Origin of the sequence: Nocardia sp. NPDC051030 (assembly GCF_040683015.1) — a bacterium.
In the GTDB taxonomy this organism is placed as follows: domain Bacteria; phylum Actinomycetota; class Actinomycetes; order Mycobacteriales; family Mycobacteriaceae; genus Nocardia.
This window is the reverse complement of the sequence record NZ_JBFBCD010000002.1, coordinates 647,563-665,849: the sequence shown is the minus strand read 5'-3', so window position 1 is coordinate 665,849 and position 18,287 is coordinate 647,563. Positions and strand designations below refer to the sequence as shown.

22 protein-coding genes are annotated in these 18,287 nt (G+C 66.1%); 15 read left to right on the top strand and 7 right to left on the bottom strand.

The genetic code is table 11. The annotated features are described in order from the left end of the window. The first annotated feature begins 239 nt into the window (after positions 1-239). Positions 240-1,277, top strand: a complete 1,038-nt coding sequence (locus AB0N05_RS07720; RefSeq protein ID WP_364688790.1) for a lysylphosphatidylglycerol synthase domain-containing protein — start codon at positions 240-242, stop codon at positions 1,275-1,277. A 46-nt stretch (positions 1,278-1,323) separates the two neighbouring features. Here the strand turns inward: AB0N05_RS07720 and AB0N05_RS07715 are convergent, their stop codons facing one another. Both AB0N05_RS07715 and AB0N05_RS07710 read right to left on the bottom strand, forming a co-directional pair. Beyond that, the gene (locus AB0N05_RS07715; RefSeq protein ID WP_364688787.1) at positions 1,324-1,602 is read right to left on the bottom strand and encodes a hypothetical protein; all 279 of its coding nucleotides are present in this window, start codon (positions 1,600-1,602) and stop codon (positions 1,324-1,326) included. 276 nt (positions 1,603-1,878) lie between these two features. Beyond that, the gene (locus tag AB0N05_RS07710) at positions 1,879-2,829 is read right to left on the bottom strand and encodes an oxidoreductase (RefSeq protein ID WP_364688785.1); all 951 of its coding nucleotides are present in this window, start codon (positions 2,827-2,829) and stop codon (positions 1,879-1,881) included. Between the two features lie 121 nt (positions 2,830-2,950). Here AB0N05_RS07710 and AB0N05_RS07705 point away from each other — a divergent pair, with 121 nt between their 5' ends. The 3 genes from AB0N05_RS07705 (at position 2,951) to AB0N05_RS07695 (ending at position 5,349) form a co-directional block, all read left to right on the top strand. Further along, a complete protein-coding gene (locus AB0N05_RS07705; protein ID WP_364688782.1) occupies positions 2,951-3,394 on the top strand; it encodes a phage holin family protein in 444 nt (147 codons plus the stop codon). Positions 3,395-3,399: 5 nt separating this feature from the next. After that, on the top strand, positions 3,400-3,996 hold the full coding sequence (locus tag AB0N05_RS07700; protein WP_364688779.1) for an SRPBCC family protein: 597 nt from the start codon (positions 3,400-3,402) through the stop codon (positions 3,994-3,996). Positions 3,997-4,089: 93 nt separating this feature from the next. Continuing rightward, positions 4,090-5,349, top strand: coding sequence for a KasA/KasB family beta-ketoacyl-ACP synthase (locus tag AB0N05_RS07695; protein WP_364688776.1), 1,260 nt, complete (start codon positions 4,090-4,092; stop codon positions 5,347-5,349). Between the two features lie 9 nt (positions 5,350-5,358). On the opposite strand, the gene AB0N05_RS07690 is transcribed toward AB0N05_RS07695, so the two are convergent. Beyond that, the gene (locus AB0N05_RS07690) at positions 5,359-6,276 is read right to left on the bottom strand and encodes an SDR family NAD(P)-dependent oxidoreductase (protein WP_364688773.1); all 918 of its coding nucleotides are present in this window, start codon (positions 6,274-6,276) and stop codon (positions 5,359-5,361) included. A gap of 104 nt (positions 6,277-6,380) precedes the next feature. Between AB0N05_RS07690 and AB0N05_RS07685 the strand changes: the two genes are divergently transcribed. Together AB0N05_RS07685 and AB0N05_RS07680 are read left to right on the top strand one after the other, a co-directional pair. Next, positions 6,381-7,364: an SDR family NAD(P)-dependent oxidoreductase gene (locus AB0N05_RS07685; RefSeq protein WP_364688770.1), complete on the top strand. Its 984-nt coding sequence runs from the start codon at positions 6,381-6,383 to the stop codon at positions 7,362-7,364. After that, complete coding sequence (locus AB0N05_RS07680) at positions 7,361-7,492, top strand: hypothetical protein (protein ID WP_364688767.1); 132 nt, start codon at positions 7,361-7,363, stop codon at positions 7,490-7,492. The genes AB0N05_RS07685 and AB0N05_RS07680 overlap by 4 nt, the downstream gene beginning before the upstream one ends. A 138-nt stretch (positions 7,493-7,630) precedes the next feature. Here the strand turns inward: AB0N05_RS07680 and AB0N05_RS07675 are convergent, their stop codons facing one another. Both AB0N05_RS07675 and AB0N05_RS07670 read right to left on the bottom strand, forming a co-directional pair. Then, on the bottom strand, positions 7,631-8,968 hold the full coding sequence (locus tag AB0N05_RS07675; protein ID WP_364688765.1) for an AarF/ABC1/UbiB kinase family protein: 1,338 nt from the start codon (positions 8,966-8,968) through the stop codon (positions 7,631-7,633). 139 nt (positions 8,969-9,107) lie between these two features. Beyond that, positions 9,108-9,884, bottom strand: coding sequence for a GntR family transcriptional regulator (locus AB0N05_RS07670; RefSeq protein WP_364688762.1), 777 nt, complete (start codon positions 9,882-9,884; stop codon positions 9,108-9,110). 203 nt (positions 9,885-10,087) lie between these two features. Between AB0N05_RS07670 and AB0N05_RS07665 the strand changes: the two genes are divergently transcribed. Both AB0N05_RS07665 and AB0N05_RS07660 read left to right on the top strand, forming a co-directional pair. Then, the gene (locus AB0N05_RS07665; RefSeq protein ID WP_364688759.1) at positions 10,088-11,530 is read left to right on the top strand and encodes an AarF/ABC1/UbiB kinase family protein; all 1,443 of its coding nucleotides are present in this window, start codon (positions 10,088-10,090) and stop codon (positions 11,528-11,530) included. Positions 11,531-11,595: 65 nt separating this feature from the next. Then, the gene (locus tag AB0N05_RS07660; protein WP_364688756.1) at positions 11,596-12,159 is read left to right on the top strand and encodes a DJ-1/PfpI family protein; all 564 of its coding nucleotides are present in this window, start codon (positions 11,596-11,598) and stop codon (positions 12,157-12,159) included. Positions 12,160-12,270: 111 nt separating this feature from the next. Here AB0N05_RS07660 and AB0N05_RS07655 read toward each other — a convergent pair whose 3' ends face one another. After that, a complete protein-coding gene (locus AB0N05_RS07655; RefSeq protein WP_364688753.1) occupies positions 12,271-12,522 on the bottom strand; it encodes a CsbD family protein in 252 nt (83 codons plus the stop codon). A gap of 492 nt (positions 12,523-13,014) precedes the next feature. Here AB0N05_RS07655 and AB0N05_RS07650 point away from each other — a divergent pair, with 492 nt between their 5' ends. From AB0N05_RS07650 to thpD, 5 genes are all read left to right on the top strand, one after another. Further along, entirely contained in the window at positions 13,015-13,740 is a 726-nt protein-coding gene (locus tag AB0N05_RS07650) for a response regulator transcription factor (RefSeq protein ID WP_364688750.1), read from the top strand. A 106-nt stretch (positions 13,741-13,846) separates the two neighbouring features. Continuing rightward, positions 13,847-14,380, top strand: coding sequence for a diaminobutyrate acetyltransferase (ectA, locus tag AB0N05_RS07645; protein ID WP_364688747.1), 534 nt, complete (start codon positions 13,847-13,849; stop codon positions 14,378-14,380). Beyond that, positions 14,377-15,651: a diaminobutyrate--2-oxoglutarate transaminase gene (ectB, locus tag AB0N05_RS07640; protein ID WP_364688745.1), complete on the top strand. Its 1,275-nt coding sequence runs from the start codon at positions 14,377-14,379 to the stop codon at positions 15,649-15,651. The genes ectA and ectB overlap by 4 nt, the downstream gene beginning before the upstream one ends. A gap of 1 nt (position 15,652) precedes the next feature. Beyond that, positions 15,653-16,048, top strand: a complete 396-nt coding sequence (locus tag AB0N05_RS07635) for an ectoine synthase (RefSeq protein WP_364688742.1) — start codon at positions 15,653-15,655, stop codon at positions 16,046-16,048. A 22-nt stretch (positions 16,049-16,070) separates the two neighbouring features. After that, positions 16,071-16,955 carry an ectoine hydroxylase gene (gene thpD, locus AB0N05_RS07630; protein ID WP_364688739.1) on the top strand — a complete coding sequence of 295 codons (885 nt, stop codon included), beginning with the start codon at positions 16,071-16,073 and terminating at the stop codon, positions 16,953-16,955. A 204-nt stretch (positions 16,956-17,159) separates the two neighbouring features. Here thpD and AB0N05_RS07625 read toward each other — a convergent pair whose 3' ends face one another. After that, positions 17,160-17,336: a hypothetical protein gene (locus AB0N05_RS07625; RefSeq protein WP_364689640.1), complete on the bottom strand. Its 177-nt coding sequence runs from the start codon at positions 17,334-17,336 to the stop codon at positions 17,160-17,162. Between AB0N05_RS07625 and AB0N05_RS07620 the strand changes: the two genes are divergently transcribed. Both AB0N05_RS07620 and AB0N05_RS07615 read left to right on the top strand, forming a co-directional pair. After that, entirely contained in the window at positions 17,257-17,901 is a 645-nt protein-coding gene (locus AB0N05_RS07620) for an STAS domain-containing protein (protein ID WP_364688736.1), read from the top strand. The two genes, AB0N05_RS07625 and AB0N05_RS07620, sit on opposite strands and share 80 nt — an antisense overlap. Before the next feature lie 92 nt (positions 17,902-17,993). Further along, positions 17,994-18,287 (top strand): hypothetical protein, encoded by a 294-nt coding sequence (locus AB0N05_RS07615; protein ID WP_364688733.1) that lies wholly within the window; start codon positions 17,994-17,996, stop codon positions 18,285-18,287.

Here is an 18,287-nt window from a genome sequence, read left to right as displayed (position 1 = left end):
CGATTGCAATGTGTCTGAGACACAGATAGTCTGAACCTTGCTCGAGGTCACTCGATGTGTACCCCACCGGGTGTCCAAGAGCATCGGGGGCGGCCCGCCCAACCCACAGTTGTCCGGCAGGTGCCCACTGTTGTGCCGGAATGCGGGTCGCCCCTTCCAGATCCGGGTAATGTCGGTCATCGGATTCGCGATTCATAGGTTCAGTCACCTCCCGCGACCGCGACACCCAAGGAGAGCCGATGGCTCTGGCAGTTCCCGCTCTAGCGAGAAAGGCCCTCCCGACCGTACTTTTCACCGCGGTGGTGGTTGCGGCGGCGCTATGGCAACACGAGGCCGTCTCGATCGGGACGCACACCCTGCTCACCGCCGACCCCTGGTGGCTGGCGCTCGCCGCGGTGGCGACCCTCGCGCTCTGGCCCACCTCGGTGTGCATGCTGCGCGGATCCATTCCGGCCGAACCCGCCTCCCGAAAGCTCTTCGCCCTGCAACTGGCCGTGCCCGCGATCGGGCTGATTCCGGCGGCCTCGCTGCTCATTCGCATGCGCTTCCTGCGCAAGGCCGGGCTCAGCCGCAGCGCGGCCGTCGCCTCCATGACATTGCTCGGGGTCGCGGCCCTGGTGGTGCGAATACCCCTGGTGGCCGTCGCCATCCTGGCCACTCCGGCGCTGGTCCGGCGCACCGGCTCGCAGCCGCCCTGGCATGACCTCGGCGCGCGCTCGTCGGGTTGGTGGCAGTCCGCCATGGACCATCCGTGGCGCACCGCGGCCATCGCCACGGCGGCCCTCGTGGTCCTCATCGCCGTCGTGAGTGCCGGGACCATGACGCTCCAGCGCTGGGTACGAGCCCGTGGCGGCTGGCGGGGTCTCGCCTCGCGCCTGCTGCATGCCAGAACCGACGCCGAATTCGCCTGGAAATCGGTGGCCGCCACCGCTGTCCGCCCGAGCCGCGCCGCGCTCCTCTGGATCTGCGCCCTGCTTCAGCCCCTGCTCATGGTCGTGGCGCTGTGGGCCGTACTGCACGCGGTAGGCGCGAACCTCAGTCTCTTCGACACCTTCGTGGTCGAACTCGTGACCGTGGCCCTGGCCCCGCTACTCCCCTCCCCCAATGGCGTAGCCGCCAAGGAGATCACCATCGCGGCGGGCCTCACCGCCGTCGCGGGCCTGAGCGTGGGCGTGGCCGTCGGTGTGGCCCTCGGCTATCGCCTACTCACCTTCTGGTGCCAGATCCCCCTGGGCCTGGCCTCTTTCGCCTACCTCAGCCACCGCCGCGACATCTAACGTGCGGGCGGCCCGGACTTCCGGCGAGTCCGGGCCTCGGCTCGACTCAGCCCTGCTTCTGGCAGTTGATGGTCGAGAACTTGGCGGTGCCCCGCCATTCCGGCTGTGCCTTCTGGGCGGCTTGGCGAGCGAGGGAGGTGTCCCTCGTATTCCGCTTCACATGGATTTCCACCGTCACGGCGGGCAACTCTTCACCCGCCCACGTCTGACCCGTGCAGGTGAAATTCACCGTGTCCGCATGCGCGGTGGCCATTCCGGCCATCCCGAACAGCGGCACCACCGCGAATACCGCCACCGGCAGTCCAACCAGGAACCTCTTACTCACAAGCATCTCCCTCATCCGAAATCGGTACGACCCCCGACCAGCTGCCGATTCTCGCACGCTCCCCGATCCCCCGCCCGCTAATCCCGCGGGCCGACCGGTGCGGGCCCGATCTCGGAGGCGTGAAAACTCGATTGCCCTCGAGGTCGGGCGACCAGCATCACGGGCGGTAGGCCTTTCTCTGGCCCAGCCCTCTCGTCGTGATCGGCACGGGCATCGTGCTGACGCCCGTGATGTGGCACTTCGGATGTGACCTCGTCTACTCATGACCGGGGAGAGTTATGGCCAGGGGTATTCGATGCCGGTGAGGTTTTCGCTGAGGCGCCAGAGGGCTCGGGCCTGGAGGCGGCTGTAGGCCAGGGGGTTTCGGAGGGTGCGGCGGGGATAGCCGAAGGTTTCGAAGGCGGGGCCCAGGTAGGCGTTGCCGGGGATAGCGGGCATGGTGGCGGCGTAGAGCTGCGGGAGTGCACCCATGCGGTCGGATTGGGCCAGGGAGACGATCAGTCGCTGTTGGAGGGCGGCCAGGGTTGCGGTCAGGCCTTTTTCGCCGTTGGAGTCGTAGAGGTTGGTGGCGGAGAGGCCGGGGTGGGCGGCCACCGAGGTGAGGGTGGTTCCGGCGGCGCGGGCGCGGCGGTCCAGTTCGGCGGAGAAGAGGAGGTTGGCCAGTTTGGATTGGCTGTAGGCGAGCCAGCGGATGTAAAGGACGCGCCAATTCGGGTCGGGCCAGTTGATGACGCCGCCCCAGGCCGCGACCGAGGAGACCGTCACCACGCGCGGTGAGGGAGCGCGCAGCAATGCGGGGAGCAACAATCCGGTGAAGGCGTAGTGGCCCAGATGGTTCGTGCCGAATTGCGCATCGAAGCCGTCGGCGGTGCGAATGTGGCCGGGCAGGGCCATGACACCGGCATTGTTGACGAGAATGTCGATCGCGCCGCCGCGGACGTCGAGGTGATCGGCCGCGCGGCGCACCGAGGTCAGGTCGGCCAGATCCAGGGGCAGCACTTCGGGTTTGGGGCCGGTGGCGGCCGCCGATACCGATTCCAGTGCGGCTGCGGCCTTGAGCTCATTGCGGCAGGCCATGAGCACCTGAGCGCCCTTGGCGGCCAACGCTTCCGCGGTGCGCAGACCCAGGCCGCTATTGGCTCCGGTGACCACCGCCGTCTTTCCGGTCAGATCCGGGATGTCATCGGCGCTCCAGCGGCGCGCGACGAGGGGGATGGATGCGGCCATTCCGCTCACGCTCCTACACAGTCCTGATTACCGTCTGAGACAATCTACTCGATCGTGCTACGCTGCGACAGTTCCCGCGGCATGCGGCCGCCGATTCCATGATCGACAGAGGGGGCCGCGCATGGCGAGCTACCACAACAGCTACGGCACAGCGGTCGAGGTACCGCCCGGCACATTCGAGCGGGCGATCCGATATCTGCTCGCGGAATTCTCCGCCTGGCTCGGACCCCGACTACACCGCGCCGGAAAGTTCCTCTTCGCCGAACTGGTGCGCGGCCTGATCGCCGCGGCCATGCTGGGATTCGCGGCGATCGCGGCGATCTACGGCACCATCTACTTCTTCTCATTCCTGGTGGAGCTGCTGAGCCAGTGGATGCCGCATTGGGCGGCCCTGCTCACCACGTCCTCGATCATGTTGGTGCCCGCCGCAATAGCGGCCCTGATCGGCGTGTGGCAGATCTTCAAGATGCGCAGCGTGCGAACCACGGCCGCCGTGGCCGCGCAGGCGGGCGGGGCGATCCGGGCCTTCGCGAACCGGAATCGTGCCGACGGCAAGGACTTCTGACACCCATGCTCACCGTCATCGTCTACGTCGTGGTCGCCCTGGTGGTTATCGGAGCCATCACGGGCGGCATCACCCTCTACCTCCTGCGCACCTGGATCAAGGCCGTGCTGGCAGGAGGCGGCTTCGACACCCGGCCGCTGACCGCCGCCCAGATCGACGAATATCTCGCCGAGCGCGGCACTTTCGCCGTCACCGCCGAACGCGAATTCCCCTTCCCACCGCACAAGGTGTGGGACGCCCTCCAACTCAACGGCACCTTCTCCTGGATTCCGCTCATCAACGGCATCCGCTACCGCGACGACTACCGCAATGAAGGCGCACAGCGCACCTTCGACGGCCTGCTGTTCGCGGCCGAGGAGAAGGTCATCACCCTGACGCCCGGTGAGCGCCTCACCGTCACCGGCACCAAGATCTCCCTCCCGTTCGCGATCAAATCGTTCGCCGAGGATTACCGGCTCACCGAGACCGCGACCGGCACCACCCTCACCTGGACCATCGCCTTCCGGCCGCGCATCGGTTCATTCCTGCCGCTGCGCTGGGCCGCGCCGTTCGTGCGCCCGTTCGCGAAGATCGGCATTCGCGGATTGGCGGCTCGCATCTAAGTTTCGGCCTGCCACGCCGGGGGTTCCGGGCTAGCCTCACTGCGAACGCAATGACATTGCAGTGCTTGATAATTGGCCGCTAAGGAAACATCAGTGAACACGCTCGAGAACTTCTCCACCCGTAATGGCGGCTTCCGAGATGTCGTGGTGACCGCGGTGGAGATGACCACATCGATCGCCGCCGACACCGAAGGCACCTGGCAGGGTCTGCTCGCCGGAGCCAGCGGAATCAAGACCCTCGCCGATCCCGAAATGGCCCGGCTGCAACTGCCCGTCACCATCGGCGGCAAGCTGGTGCACGACCCGAGCGAGGACGTCGACCGGGTCCGCAAGCGGCGCATGTCGTATGTGCAGCGCATGGCGTATGTGATGGGAAAACGGTTGTGGGACAACGCCGGAGCCCCGGAGGTGGACAAGGACCGGCTCGGGGTGTGCATAGGCACCGGGCTCGGCGGCGCGGACGCCATTGTGGATGCCAATGACGCCATGCGCGATCACGGCTATCGCAAGGTGTCGCCGTTCGCGGTGCCGATGAGCATGCCGAACGGGGTGTCCGGGGTGGTGGGTCTGGAGATCGGGGCCCGCGCGTCGATCGTCACACCGGTGTCGGCCTGTGCGTCGGGCTGTGAGGCGCTGGTGCATGCGTGGCGGTCCATTGTGCTCGGCGAGGCCGACATCATGGTGGCGGGCGGCGTCGAGGGATACATCAATCCCGTTGCCATTGCCGGTTTTTCGATGGCGCGGGCGCTCAGCACCCGCCTCGACGAGCCCGAGCGCGCCTCCCGTCCGTTCGACCGGGACCGGGACGGATTCGTCTTCGGCGAGGCCGCCGCACTGCTGCTGATCGAATCCGAGCAGCACGCCTTGGCGCGCGGGGCCCAACCGATCGCCCGACTACTCGGCGCGGGACTCACCGCCGACGGCTACCACATGGTGGCCCCCGACCCGGAGGGCACGGGCTGCGCTCGCGCCATGCGCCGGGCCATCGAAACCGCGGGCGTCAGCCCGGCCGAGGTCGATCACGTCAATGCCCACGCCACCGGCACCAGCATCGGAGATCTCGCCGAGGCCAAGGGAATCACGGCCGCCGTCGGCACACATCCGGCCGTCTACGCGCCCAAGTCCGCGCTCGGCCATTCGGTCGGAGCGGTGGGCGCGCTCGAGGCGATCATCTCCGTGCTCACCCTCCGCGATCAGGTGATCCCCCCGACCCTCAATCTGGAGAACCAGGACCCAGAAATCGATCTCGACGTGGTGCACACCAAGCCGCGCCACACGAATATCGACTTCGCGCTGAACAACTCCTTCGGCTTCGGCGGCCACAATGCGGCCGTATTGTTCGGCCGCTACTGAACCGACGGGTTACCGGCTTTCGAAGCGCTCGAGCTTCTTCGCGAGGTAATCGTCGATCCGGGTCAGCACGCCGGGCCGGGTGACCGTGGCCCGGAGCCCGGTGAGCCGGTGCGGCTTCAGGAATCGCGCCGCGAGCCGCGCACCGCCCGGCGAGACCCGGGTCGCAAGGTACAGCGCGCGGGCTTCGATGGGCGTCGGCACCACCGCCGGATTGCGCGCCGCCACCCGGACGATGGTGCGGGCAATGCTGTCCGGACTGTAGGCGACATAGCGCTGGGCCAGCGCGGACACACTGAGCGTGCGGGCGGCGGCGGCCGTGTCCTCGGCGTCCGCATCGCGATCCTCGTAGAGGCCGGTGTGCACGAGCGCCGGGCAGACCGCGGTGACGCCCACCCCCGTGCCCGCGAACTCCAATCGCAGTCCCTCGGTGAGCATCTGGGCCGCCGCCTTGGTGGTGCAGTACGGCGTGCTGAGGGGAATCGGCGTGAAGGCCGCGACCGAGGTGACATTGATGATCCGGCCCCCGCGCCCGGATTCCGCCATCTGCCGCCCGAAGTAGGTGGATCCGTAGACCAGCCCCCACACATTGACGCCCATGAGCCGATCCCAGTCCTCGACCGTATGCTCCAGAAATGGCCCCGCCGTGGTGTATCCGGCATTGTTGACCAGCACGCGCGGTATGCCGAACTCGGCGGCGACATCCTCGGCGAAGCTCTCCATGGCCGCCGCGTCGGAGACATCCACCGCATAGGGCGTGGCGTCCCCGCCGAATGCCTCTATGGTCTCGACGGTTTCGACGGCCCGCTGCTTGTCGAGGTCGGCCACGATGACAATGGCCCGCTTGCGCGCGAAGCGCTGTGCGACCGCCCGCCCGATGCCGCCACCGGCACCGGTGATGACCACAACCTCATTCTCGAAGCCTGCCATGTGGTTTCCCCTGTTTCCGCGGCTGCGGCGCCTGATCACTTCGGTTCACTTACTGTCCCAGACAGTGTACACTCTGACTCTCCAGCCGGAGGTGCAGACGATCGATGCGGAAACCATTTCGCCCGGAAATAGCCGTTGTGACCGGGGCGGGCAGCGGCATCGGCCGCGGCACCGCCAAGGCGCTCGCGGCCCGCGGGGCCGAGGTCATCGTCGCCGACATCAATTTCGCGACGGCGAAAGACACTGTCGCACATATTCGTTCAGCGGGCGGATCGGCCGTACCGTACGCCCTGGACGTGGCGGACCTGCCGTCCCTGGAGGCCTTCGCCGACTATGTGCGAACCGCGCACGGGGTGCCCGATGTGGTCGTCAATAACGCCGGAATCGTGGTCGGCGGGCCATTTTTCGACATCCGACCGGCCGACCTGCACCGAATCGTCGACGTGAACCTGATGGCAATCGTGCACGGCTCCCGCCTGTTCGGGGCGCAGATGGCCGAACGCGGCACCGGCGGGCAACTGGTGAACGTCTCCTCCATCGCGGCCTTCGCGGCCATGCGGCTCGGCACGCCCTACTGCTTCACCGCGGCCGCGGTGAAGCAGTTCAGCGAGACGCTGCGGGTCGAATTGGCCGCGCAGCGAATCGGTGTCACCGTGGTATGCCCCGGATTGATCGCCACCAATCTGGCCGCCACCGCCAGTCTCGCCACACTCAGCGCCGAACAGGTTGCCATCACCCGGCAGATCGTGGTGAAGGCCATGACCCTGGCGGGCATGCATCCGGACAAGGCGGGCCGCAAGATCGTCGCGGCCGCCGCCGACAATCGCGCGGTCATGCCGCTGCGCCTGGAATCCCTGCTGGCCTACTGGATCACTCGCGCCTTCCCGGGCCTGGTCCGGGCCGGAATGCGGCTGGCCACCGGGCCGGAGGTGGAACGGGTCATCCGCTTCGTGATCGACCATCCGGGCTTCGTCGGCGTGGCCCGCGAGGCGGCCGAACTCATGCCACAACGTCCCGGTTTGCAAACGTATTGGGAACCACCGGAATACGATGATCCGCCACCACCACCTATACCGTTGAGGAGATGAGTTCCATGGCCGTTCGGCCACCCGCTCAGGAAGAGCCACCCACACCCAGAAACCTGCTGATATTGGCGGTAATGGCGATCACGATCATCGGCGCGCTGGTCGTGGCGGCGACGGTCGTCGGCGGCTGAGAACGCAATCACGAAATACGATTGCACGAAACACAATTGCACGAAACACGATCGCACGGACCGACACCTGCCGATCGCGGCCGAGCCCCCGACACTCGGCCGCGATTCGCAGTACGCACCAGCTGATTCGCTTGCGCGTCAGGCGGCTTCGCCCTCCTGGGCATAACCCGGCAGCCAGCGCGTGACGAGAGCGACGAACGGCGCGTTCGCGTCCAACTGGGCGCATACGCCGACAATGCCCGCCAGCACCCGCCCGAGCATCACCATATCCGGCAGCTCGGGCGGCATGCGCACGGCCATGGTGTTGTTCATCGACATGTTCTGCACATCCATGGCGCGAACCATGTGCTCCTGCAACAACTTCCGGCTGATGTGCAGATAGTCGCCGTCCAGCTCGGCCACGATGGGCGCGACCATGTTCTTGATCGGATCCAGGTCGAGAGTGTGGCCCGGGCGCACGAAACCATTGTCCCGCAAGGCCGTCAGCAATCCCTCGTAGTCCTCCTGGACGGCGAGCCGGGCCAGCTCGCCCACCACCGGCGGCAATCCGTCCGGTACTGCGATGGTCGCGCCGAAGTCGATGATCCCAAGGCGGCCATCGGCGAGCAGCTGGAAGTTGCCCGGATGCGGATCGCAGTGCAGATAGCCGACCACCTTCGGCGAGCTCAACCCGAGCTCGGCCAGCAGCTCCCCCGCCCGATTGCGCTGTTCGGGGGTGCCTTCGGCAATGATCCTGGACAGCGGTGTGGCCTCCATCCATTCGGTGATCATGACCTTGGGCGCGCTGGCGATCACCCTGGGCACGAAGAACTTCGGGTCCCCGGCATAGGCCTTGGCGAAGCGGCGCTGATGGTCGGCCTCGATGCGGTAGTCGAGTTCATCGGCGGTGCGCTCGACGAACTCCTCGATCATCGATCGCACGTCCACACCGGGCATGAATACCCCGAATGTGCTCGAAAGCATTTGCAGCAGTTTGAGATCCGACATGAGCGCCACATCCGCGCCCGGATACTGGATCTTTACCGCGACCTCGCGGCCGTCCTTCCATACCGCCCGGTGCACCTGGCCGATGCTGGCGGCCGCGACCGGGGTGTCGGTGAAGGATTCGAAGCGCTCGCGCCACCGGGTGCCCAGCTGCTCGTCCAGCATGCGATGCGCCTGCTGCACCGGCATGGGAGGAGCCTGATTCTGCAAGCGCGACAAGGCATCCCGGTAGCGGTCGGCGAAGCGCGGCGGCACCGCGGCCTCGGCCACGCTCAGCGCCTGCCCGAGTTTCATGGCCCCGCCTTTGAGCTCGCCGAGCACCCGGAAGACCTCGTCGGCCGCCTTGTCCACCAGCGCCTCGTCGATGGTGCCGCGATCGGCCCCGGTCATGATGGCCTTGCCGGTGGCGGTCATCCGGCGGGCCATGATGCCCATCGGGAGTGCGGCGATCTTCGCCGACCGCGCCATTGCGGTGCGCCTCTTGCCTGCCATGCCGTGCCTCGATTCCGTATCGCCGTTGATTACCGGCGCGAGGGTGAAGTGAGTGCGCGCGCCAAAGCTGTAGCCCGACACGCGCTGTGCCCGTTACAGAGTGAACCCTAGATTGTCTGGGACAGATGGTCAATCGGAGTCAGGCGCTGGCCGCTTGCCCCTGCTCGAAGTCCTCGGAATCCACCCCGACCAGATCGTCGAACCGCGCGATCACCTTCTCGTGATACATCGCGAACAGATCCTCGAACAGCGCCAGCTGCGCATCCGACGGCCCGCCCTCGGACTCCCACACCGCCAGCAGCGCCCGCCACACCAGCACATGCAGATCCGCCGACGCCGCGAAGTACGCCTCGACCGCCTCCGGCACCTCCAAGAGCATCTCCCCGACCGAATTCAGCACCGCGCGTTGCATACTGAGCCCGAGCTCACTGAGCAGCGCCCGGACCAAGTCGAGCTCGAGGCTCAGCAGACGGGCGTGGGCGGGATTGGTACCGCGGGCCAGCGCCTCCATCTCATCGATGGCGGAATGCAGCATCTGCGGATCGGCGACGTGCTCACCCTCGGTGTAGGCGAGCAGCGCCTCGAGCACGATGGCGCGTTCGGCGGCCACGATATTGCGGAACATGTCCGCCGCCACCTCGGGCGCGTGCATGGACAGCCGGAACATGCGGCGATAGACGTCCAGTCCCCCGGCGGCGCGCACATCGCGCACGGTGAAGCCGCGACCGCGGTGGGCGTCCACGAATCCGTAGGACTCCAGCCTGCCCAGCACCAATTGCGCCGTGGCGCGGTTCATCTCGAATTCCTCGGCGACCTGGCGGACAGAGGGCATCAGGTCACCGGGCGCGTACTCCCCGGTCGCGACGCGGCGAGCGAGCTCGTCGGCGACATCGGCGACGACCGTCTGGGCACCCATCCTGTCACCTTTCGACAACTATCGGATACGTCCCAGACAGTTTATGCTCTCGTATGCCAAACTGCACGTGCGCACCGCGGTAAGCCGCGGTGAACACTGTGGTGGGTCGCCGCGGCGGCTGGACTCTTCTCGAGAGGCTCGGCGGGGACCGCCGCGGCAAGGCCGTTCGAATGCGGCGGCCGTGCACACAGCGAGGTGAGCGTATGGCTGTACGGCGGGGCAGGGGCAGTTCGGGGAGCGGCGTGCCGCCGGTGCGCGCGGTGGTCCGCACTGCGAAGCTCGCCGGTATTCCGGTCGCCTTCGCCGGGCGGCAGGCCGCCGGGGTCGGCAAACGGGCGCTGGGCAAATCGGCCGCCGAGGTCAATCTGGATATTCAGATGCGGACCGCGCAGCACATTTTCGAGGTGCTCGGCGAACTCAAGGGCTGCGCCACCAAACTGGGACAGCTGCTCTCGCTGTATGAACTCGCACTGCCACCCGATCTCGCCCAGCCCTATCGCGCGGCGCTCACCCAACTCCAGGATTCCGTGCCGACCATGCTGCCGGGCACCGTGCGGGAGGCCATGGCCGCCGCGATGGGTGAGAGTTGGGGCTGGTACTTCAAGGAATTCGATGATCGGCGCGCGGCGGCCGCCTCCATCGGGCAGGTGCATTGCGCGGTGTGGCGCGATGGGCGGCAGGTCGCGGTGAAGGTCATGTATCCGGGCGCGCACGACGCCGTGCTCGGGGACCTCGAGCAGCTGCGGCGACTGTCGGTGCTGGCGACGGTCTTCGTGCCCGGCGCGGATGTGCCCGCGGTGACCGAGGCCATCTGCACCTGTGTGGCAGAGGAACTCGACTATGCCGCCGAGGCCGAGCATCAGCGACGGTTCGCCGAGATATTCGCCGAGGACCCGGATTTCGTGGTGCCGCAGGTGATCACGCAGCGTGGGGATGTGATCGTCTCCGAATGGCTCAATGGCACACCGGTTTCGCGGATCATGGACTCCGGGGCGCCCGAGGAGCGCAGTCGGGTCGGCATGCTGATTCTGCGGTTCCTCCTGTCGTCGTGGGTGCGCACCGGGCTGCTGTATTGCGATCCGCATCCCGGCAATTTCCGGGTGCTGCCCGACGGGCGGCTGGGCGTGGTGGATTTCGGGGCCTGCGTGCCTTGGCCGCCCGCCGGATTCGAGGATCTGATCGGCGATGTCATGGAGGCCGCGTTGAACGGCGACCTCGGCGATATCGATGCCGCCCTGCGCCGCAATGGTTTCGTCGAACCGGGCCGTCCCTACGAGGTGGAGCCGATCGCGCACGGCATCGCCGTCGTCTGCGAGCCCTTGGCACAGCCGGAATTCCACTTCACCACCGAGTGGCTGCGCGGCCGCGTCCGCGCCGTCCTGGATCCGCGCCTCACGAATGCGCACCGCCAGATGACCATTCCCGCCTATGTCACGCCGTTCGCCCGCGGCCTGCTCACCGGCATGGGGGTGGTGTGCCAGCTCGGCACCTACGGACCGGTCCGCGCCGAATTCGCACGCTGGTCACCGGAACTCGCAGCCGTCTTCGAACGCTCCGACGCCCGCCGCGACCAGCCCACCGACCTCGGCAATGCCCGGCAACGCCGCATCACGCCGACCGGACGCCGCATCTCCGTTGTGAGCTGACAGTGTGAGCTGAAAGAACGATTGCCGCCACCGAATCCCGATACGATTCCAGTGGAGGCAACGCAATGACAAAAGTACTCTTGATCACCGGAGATGCCGCCGAAGACCTTGAGGTCATGTACCCCTACCAGCGTCTGCTGGAAGAGGGCTACGAGGTCGATATCGCCGCTCCGGCCCGCAAACAACTCCAGTTCGTCGTCCACGACTTCATCCCCGGCTTCGACACCTACACCGAGAAACCCGGCCACACCTGGCCCGCCGACCTCGCCTTCACCGATGTCGACCCCGCGGACTACGCGGCCCTGGTTCTACCCGGCGGCCGCGCACCCGAATACCTACGCGGCGACAAGGATTGCCGACTTCTGGTCCAGCACTTCGCCGAAACCGGCAAACCCATTGCGGCACTGTGCCACGGCCCGCTCATCCTGGCCGCCGCGGGAGTCCTCGAAAATCGCTCCACCAGCAGTTATCCCGCCCTCGAGCCCGATATGATCGCGGCGGGCGCGCAATGGGTGGACAGCCCGGCCCATGTGGACGCCAACCTGGTCACCGGCCGAGCCTGGCCCGACCATCCCCAGTGGATGCGAGCCTTCCTGGACCTGCTCCGCGAATCGGCTCCGCCCGCATAGCCCGAATCCCGCATAGCCCGAATCCCGCATGGACCGAATGGTGGCCCGCAGACCCGATTCGGTCTGCGGCCCACATGCATTGTGTTGAATGCTGTATTCGATCAGGTGCGGCTACTGGTCAGGGCGCTGATAGCCGCGCTGCCGCTGTTCCTCGAACTCGGCCTGCGCCCGTTCCTTCTGCGCCTGCGCCTCATGCTTGGCGGCATCCCGTTCGGAATCCGCCTTCTCTTGCTGTACGCGCCCCTCCTTACGCAGATCCTCATTGCCGATCACGGTCCCGGCCACTTCCTTGACCCGGCCCTTGACCCCCTCGGCAACGCCTTCGATCCCCTCGCGAAGTCCACTCTTCTCGCGCTCTGACATGGGTTGTACCTCCAGAATGTCGATTACATGGACACTCCGGACCTACCCGGCCACGCGATCCCGAAACAGGGCTGCCATCAATAGGATTCAAATCTCGGGACAACCCGGACCGGGGATTCCTGACAAGTTGGGTGAATTCCCGGGAGTCCGGGTCAGCTCGACAGAACTCGGCGAATCACGTGTTGTCGCACTCTCGAATTGCGCACCGGGAGGCTGTGCGAGTTCTCACAACCGAGCGCTCGGGTGATGGGGGCGGACCCGGGGTTGTCGGGGTGGATGTGTGCGCCTGCCTGCGCGATTCCACGAATGCCGCGCCGGTCACACCGCAACCTCATTGATGCGCTACAGCTATTGATGGGCACACTGCTGCCGGGGCCCGGTTTGATGATCAGGAGCGCGGGTATTCCACTAGGTCGAACGCGGTCACGATACCGATCGTGATTGTCGCCGGGCGTCTCACGGGCGTCCGCAAGTGCGTGAGGATAGTGGTTTATGGGTGCGAGCCTGATGATCGTGGAGGATGACGACCAAGTCCGGGGCGACCTGCGGGGCGCCATGGAGGACGAGGGGTACGAGGTCGCCGAGGCGGGAGACGCCGAGGTGGCGCTCGAGCATCTGCGCAACCATGGGGCGCCGGATGTGATGATCGTGGACCTCATGGTGGGCGAGATGGACGTGTTCACCTGTATCCGCGAGATCCGCCGCGAGCATGAGGTGCCGATCATCGTGACCAGCCCCCGCAGCGATACCCATGACGTGGTGGCCGCGCTCGAGGCGGGTGCGGACGACTTCCTCACCAAGCCGTTCGAGATCAAGGAGATCAGTGCGCGCATGCGTGCGCTGCGGCGTCGTCCACGCCTGGGCGCGCAGCTCGAGGATGCGGTGCCCGAGCCGCCCATGGAGGTGGTCCTGGACGCCGATCAGGACGCGCCGCTGGTGTTGTCCCCCGACGGTGGGGCGGTGCGGCGTGGCGACGATTCCCTGCATCTCACGGTTACCGAGTTCCGGCTGCTGTGCGAACTCGCCGCCAATCCGGGCCGGGTGCTCAGTCGCACGGTATTGCTCACCAAGGCCTGGGATGAGGGCTTCTTCGGCGATGAGCGCATTGTCGACGTCCATGTGCGACGGCTGCGCACGAAGATCGAGACCGATCCCTCCGATCCGCGCATCGTGGTGACGGTCCGCGGGCTCGGATATCGCCTGGACATGCAGCGATAGCGGGTTCTTGATGTCTCATGCAGCCGGCGCGGTCATTTGATCGTCATGAGATCGTCATGAGTTCGCATGGAAGACCTCAAAGATTCGTTGCAAGGCTGAGATGGTCATGCAGACCTCAATCAGCAAACTTGACGCGATAACTCAGCAAATCCTGATCCGGGAACCCGTCGTGGGAGACGGCGGACGAATGTGGCAGATAGCCAAGGACTCCCAGGTCCTCGACGCCAATTCCAGCTATGCCTACCTGTTGTGGTGTCGGGATTTTGCCGATACCTCGATGGTCGCCGAAATCGACGGCGAGGTAGCCGGATTCGTCATCGGATACACCAGACCGCAAGCACCGCAGACACTTTTCGTCTGGCAGGTAGCGGTGGATCACGCCCATCGCGGGCGCGGTCTGGGCGTGGCCATGCTCGACGCACTGCTGGAATACGGCGCCGAACAGGATATTTCCCTGCTGGAGACCACGATCTCGCCGGACAATCCGGCGTCGATCGCCATGTTCTCCGCACTGGCCCGCCGCCGGGGCGCGCAGATGACGCGCTCCGAACTGTTCGCCGCCGGCCAGTTCCCCGACGGGCATGAGCCCGAAGACCTCTACCGCATCGCACCAGTCACCCCCCAGGAGGAATGGCGATGAACATGCCCGATATGACGGTATTCGCGGAAACCGAATCGAATGTGCGCGGCTACTGCCGCTCCTGGCCCACGGTGTTCGACACCGCGTCGGGCTCATGGCTGCGCGACGAATCCGGACGGGAATACCTGGACTTCTTCGCGGGCGCGGGCGCGCTCAACTACGGGCACAACAATCCGGTGCTCAAGCAGTCGCTGCTGGACTACATCGGCGGGGACGGCATCACGCACGCCCTGGACATGTCCACCGTCGCCAAGCGCGACCTGCTGGAAACCCTGCGCGATACCGTCCTGCGGCCGCGCGGGCTGGATTACAAGGTGCAGTTCCCCGGACCGACCGGCGCCAATGCCGTCGAGGCGGCGCTCAAGCTGGCGCGCAAGGTGACCGGGCGCACCGAGATCCTCAACTTCACCAATGCCTTTCACGGTATGACGCTGGGCGCGCTGTCGGTCACCGGCAATGCCGCCAAGCGGGCGGGCGCGGGCGTGCCGCTGCAACATGCCACGTCCATGCCGTATGACGGCTACCTGTCCGATATCGAGGCGGACTCGTTCACCTGGATGGAACGCGTCCTGGACGACGCCTCCTCGGGGCTGGATCAGCCCGCGGCCGTCATCGTGGAGACGGTGCAGGGCGAGGGCGGCGTGAATATCGCGAGCGCGCAATGGCTGCGCCAGCTGGCCGAATTGTGCTCCGCGCGTGAGATTCTGCTGATCGTCGATGATGTGCAGATGGGTTGCGGGCGCACCGGGCCGTTCTTCTCCTTCGAGGTGGCGGGCATCACACCGGATATCGTGACGCTATCCAAATCCATTGGCGGGTATGGTCTTCCGATGGCTCTGGTGCTGTTCAAGCCGGAACTGGATGTCTGGGCTCCGGGTGAGCACAATGGCACCTTCCGCGGCAATAACCCCGCGTTCGTGACGGCTCGCGTTGCGCTGGAACACTATTGGTCCGATGACGCGCTGGAAACGGCCACGCTGGCGAAGGGGGAGCGAATCGAACGCGCCCTGACCGGCATGGTCGCCACGTTCGACGGCCTGTCGACCCGCGGCCGCGGCCTCGTGCACGGCGTGGTCTTCGACGACGCCTCGCTTGCCAGCAAGGTGTGCGAAACCGCCTTCGACCGCGGCCTGCTGGTGGAGACCTCCGGCCCCGAGGACGAGGTGGTGAAACTGCTTCCGGCACTGACGATCACGGAAGCGGAGCTGGATCACGGACTGGAACTGCTCGCCGGATCCATGGATGCGGTGTGCAGCGGACGGGGCCGCTGACATGATCGTGCGCACCACCTCCGAAATCACCGGCACCGACCGCGATGTCGAGGGCCCCGGCTGGCGCAGCAAGCGCATTGTGCTGGCCGGGGACGGCGTCGGATTCTCCTTCCACGAGACCACCATCGAGGCCTCGACGGTCCACGAGTTCCACTACCAGAACCACATCGAGGCCGTCTGGCTGATCGAAGGCGACGGCACCCTGGCCGACCTCGACAATGGCGTCACCTACGAGCTCGCCCCCGGCTCGATGTACCTGCTCGACGGCAATGAGCGGCACCGCCTGTTCGCCCGCACCCGGATGCGCATGATGTGCGTGTTCAATCCGCCGGTGACCGGGCAGGAGGTCCACGACGAGAACGGCGTCTATCCCGCACTCGCGGTGGCCGCCGACTAGCGAGAATCAGGAGCTTCACCGAATGTCGTTGTCCGACAACACCAGAATCGATCGCTACCGGACACGCACCACCGTGGGCACCCCGCACCTGGAGCGCAGCGACCCCACCGTGTGGGGCGAGATCGGCACCCCGTCCCTCAGCAATTTCGATTCCGATGGATTCGCGGTCGTGGACGCCCTCCTCGACCCCTTCGAGGTGAGCGACTTCGCCACCGAAATCGACCGTCTGACAGCCGATCCCGAACTCCTGCTCGATGAGCGGGTGATCGTCGAGCGCGCCTCCAACCAGGTTCGCTCGATCTTCGAGGTCCACCGCATCAGCCATATGATCGCCGAGCTGGTGCGGGAATCCCGCATTGCGGGCCTGGCCCGCCAAATCCTCGGATCGGACGTCTACCTGCATCAGTCCCGGGTGAACCTGATGCCCGGCTTCCAGGGCACCGGCTTCTACTGGCACTCGGACTTCGAAACCTGGCACGCCGAAGACGGCATGCCCACCCCCCGAGCGGTCAGCCTCTCCATCGCCCTGACCGACAACTATCCCTTCAACGGCAGCCTCATGCTCATGCCCGGCTCGCACCGCACCTTCGTCCCCTGCCAGGGCGAAACCCCCGCCGAGCATTACCGAGACTCCTTGCAGGACCAGCAGATCGGCGTCCCCACCCAGGCGGACATCACCGAACTGGCGAGCAAGTACGGCATCACCCAGTTCACCGCCCCGGCCGGGTCGGCCCTGCTGTTCGACTCGAACATCATGCACGGCTCCTCCGCCAACATCACCCCGTTCCCTCGCTCGAACATCTTCCTGGTGTTCAACAGCGTCGAGAACACCCTGGGCACCCCCTTCGCCGCCCAACAGCCCCGCCCGGAGTACATCGCCAGCCGCGACTTCACCCCGGTCCACTGAGATGTGGCGCATCGAGGACCGGACCCGAGAGGTCAAGCGAGAGAAGAAGAAACTGTCCGGAGCAGAAGAGAACAAAAAGGAAACCCGAGACACCTCGGTACTGCGCCGCAGTAGGTGAGGGAGCACTGGTGGCGGGAATTCACCCGATTTCCCGCCACCACAGCTCCCTCGGGGATGAGGGTCGCGCTATTCGAGTGCGGCCGATCAGAATCCGATCAAGGCCGTGGCGAGGTCGGGAACCTGTAAGGCCTGGATGGCCGACTCACGGACCTCTGGGCAGGTCTCGCGGGTGACCTTGTCGATGACGGCGCGGTCGCGCATGACCGCGACATTCACGCCATTCTTGGCAGCCCAGTTCTGCACGGTGCCGTTGAAGCTCAACTTCCCCGCTCCGGCCCGTCATCACATGAGAATTCCTGTGACCTGGGAGAAGTGTGCCTACCTTCCGGCATTGCCGGTGTACAGACGGCCAAACCTGGCCGGTGGAAGGTTTCGGCATGGTCACGATGGGTACCCGAAGGAGAGGTTGAGACTACAGCCGAGCGGTCCGAATTCCTGCGACCACACGGTGCGTGCGCGGATTCGGGCGATCCCTCCTGGAGGTCCTCGAATGTCAGCAATAGCCGTTGTACGAAATCGCGTCGACCACTTGGTAATTCGTCTGGATTGCGAACTGGACGCGGTCGTACTGCCGGAGTTCCGGCGAACCCTCACCCGGGCGGTGACCGGCGATTCCGACACGGTGGTGCTCGATTTCCGGCATACCCCATTCCTGAGCATCGGCAATGCCGCGGTGCTGGCCTGCGCGGCCGGTGCGGCATCCACGGCAGGCGTCGATCTACGCGTCGTCCTGGGCAACCGGGCGGTCGAGCGCACGCTCGACGTGACCGGCGTGCGCGGACTACTGCGCTGCTATCCGACCTTGCAGGCCGCGCTGGCGGAATGAGCGCGACACGCCCGGCCCCGGTTTCGATGCGGGCCACAACGGGAATCCCTCACAAGCATGCAAGCGCACCGCGCGGAGGAGGCATGGCCCCAATGAGTTCGACGAAAACTCTGCCGATCGATCCGGAATCACTGCAGCCGGAGTCATTGCACGCGGAGTCATTGCACGAAGCTGTCTACACCGAACCCACTCCCCCACCGAAATCCATTCTCGACAGCGTCGATTGGCCGGGTCTCGCACTATTGTTCGTCGGCATCGTCACGCTCGGGCTGGCCATCACCCTCGGCGGCAGCGGATCGATCATCTGGTCGGTGATCGGCGTCGGCGCCATGTGCGCGGGCGCGGCCGAGGTGCTCCTGGAGTGCCGCCGCCATCTGACGGACTGA

Bases quoted from the DNA above. Each gene is read 5' to 3' on its own strand.
- AB0N05_RS07720 (WP_364688790.1), top strand. From the start codon at position 240: ATGGCTCTGGCAGTTCCCGCTCTAGCGAGAAAGGCCCTCCCGACCGTA.
- AB0N05_RS07710 (WP_364688785.1), bottom strand. From the start codon at position 2,829: ATGGCCGCATCCATCCCCCTCGTCGCGCGCCGCTGGAGCGCCGATGAC.
- AB0N05_RS07705 (WP_364688782.1), top strand. From the start codon at position 2,951: ATGGCGAGCTACCACAACAGCTACGGCACAGCGGTCGAGGTACCGCCC.
- AB0N05_RS07700 (WP_364688779.1), top strand. From the start codon at position 3,400: ATGCTCACCGTCATCGTCTACGTCGTGGTCGCCCTGGTGGTTATCGGA.
- AB0N05_RS07690 (WP_364688773.1), bottom strand. From the start codon at position 6,276: ATGGCAGGCTTCGAGAATGAGGTTGTGGTCATCACCGGTGCCGGTGGC.
- AB0N05_RS07685 (WP_364688770.1), top strand. From the start codon at position 6,381: ATGCGGAAACCATTTCGCCCGGAAATAGCCGTTGTGACCGGGGCGGGC.
- AB0N05_RS07680 (WP_364688767.1), top strand. From the start codon at position 7,361: ATGAGTTCCATGGCCGTTCGGCCACCCGCTCAGGAAGAGCCACCCACA.
- AB0N05_RS07675 (WP_364688765.1), bottom strand. From the start codon at position 8,968: ATGGCAGGCAAGAGGCGCACCGCAATGGCGCGGTCGGCGAAGATCGCC.
- AB0N05_RS07670 (WP_364688762.1), bottom strand. From the start codon at position 9,884: ATGGGTGCCCAGACGGTCGTCGCCGATGTCGCCGACGAGCTCGCTCGC.
- AB0N05_RS07665 (WP_364688759.1), top strand. From the start codon at position 10,088: ATGGCTGTACGGCGGGGCAGGGGCAGTTCGGGGAGCGGCGTGCCGCCG.
- AB0N05_RS07660 (WP_364688756.1), top strand. From the start codon at position 11,596: ATGACAAAAGTACTCTTGATCACCGGAGATGCCGCCGAAGACCTTGAG.
- AB0N05_RS07655 (WP_364688753.1), bottom strand. From the start codon at position 12,522: ATGTCAGAGCGCGAGAAGAGTGGACTTCGCGAGGGGATCGAAGGCGTT.
- AB0N05_RS07650 (WP_364688750.1), top strand. From the start codon at position 13,015: ATGGGTGCGAGCCTGATGATCGTGGAGGATGACGACCAAGTCCGGGGC.
- ectA (WP_364688747.1), top strand. From the start codon at position 13,847: ATGCAGACCTCAATCAGCAAACTTGACGCGATAACTCAGCAAATCCTG.
- ectB (WP_364688745.1), top strand. From the start codon at position 14,377: ATGAACATGCCCGATATGACGGTATTCGCGGAAACCGAATCGAATGTG.
- AB0N05_RS07635 (WP_364688742.1), top strand. From the start codon at position 15,653: ATGATCGTGCGCACCACCTCCGAAATCACCGGCACCGACCGCGATGTC.
- thpD (WP_364688739.1), top strand. From the start codon at position 16,071: ATGTCGTTGTCCGACAACACCAGAATCGATCGCTACCGGACACGCACC.
- AB0N05_RS07620 (WP_364688736.1), top strand. From the start codon at position 17,257: ATGACGGCGCGGTCGCGCATGACCGCGACATTCACGCCATTCTTGGCA.
- AB0N05_RS07615 (WP_364688733.1), top strand. From the start codon at position 17,994: ATGAGTTCGACGAAAACTCTGCCGATCGATCCGGAATCACTGCAGCCG.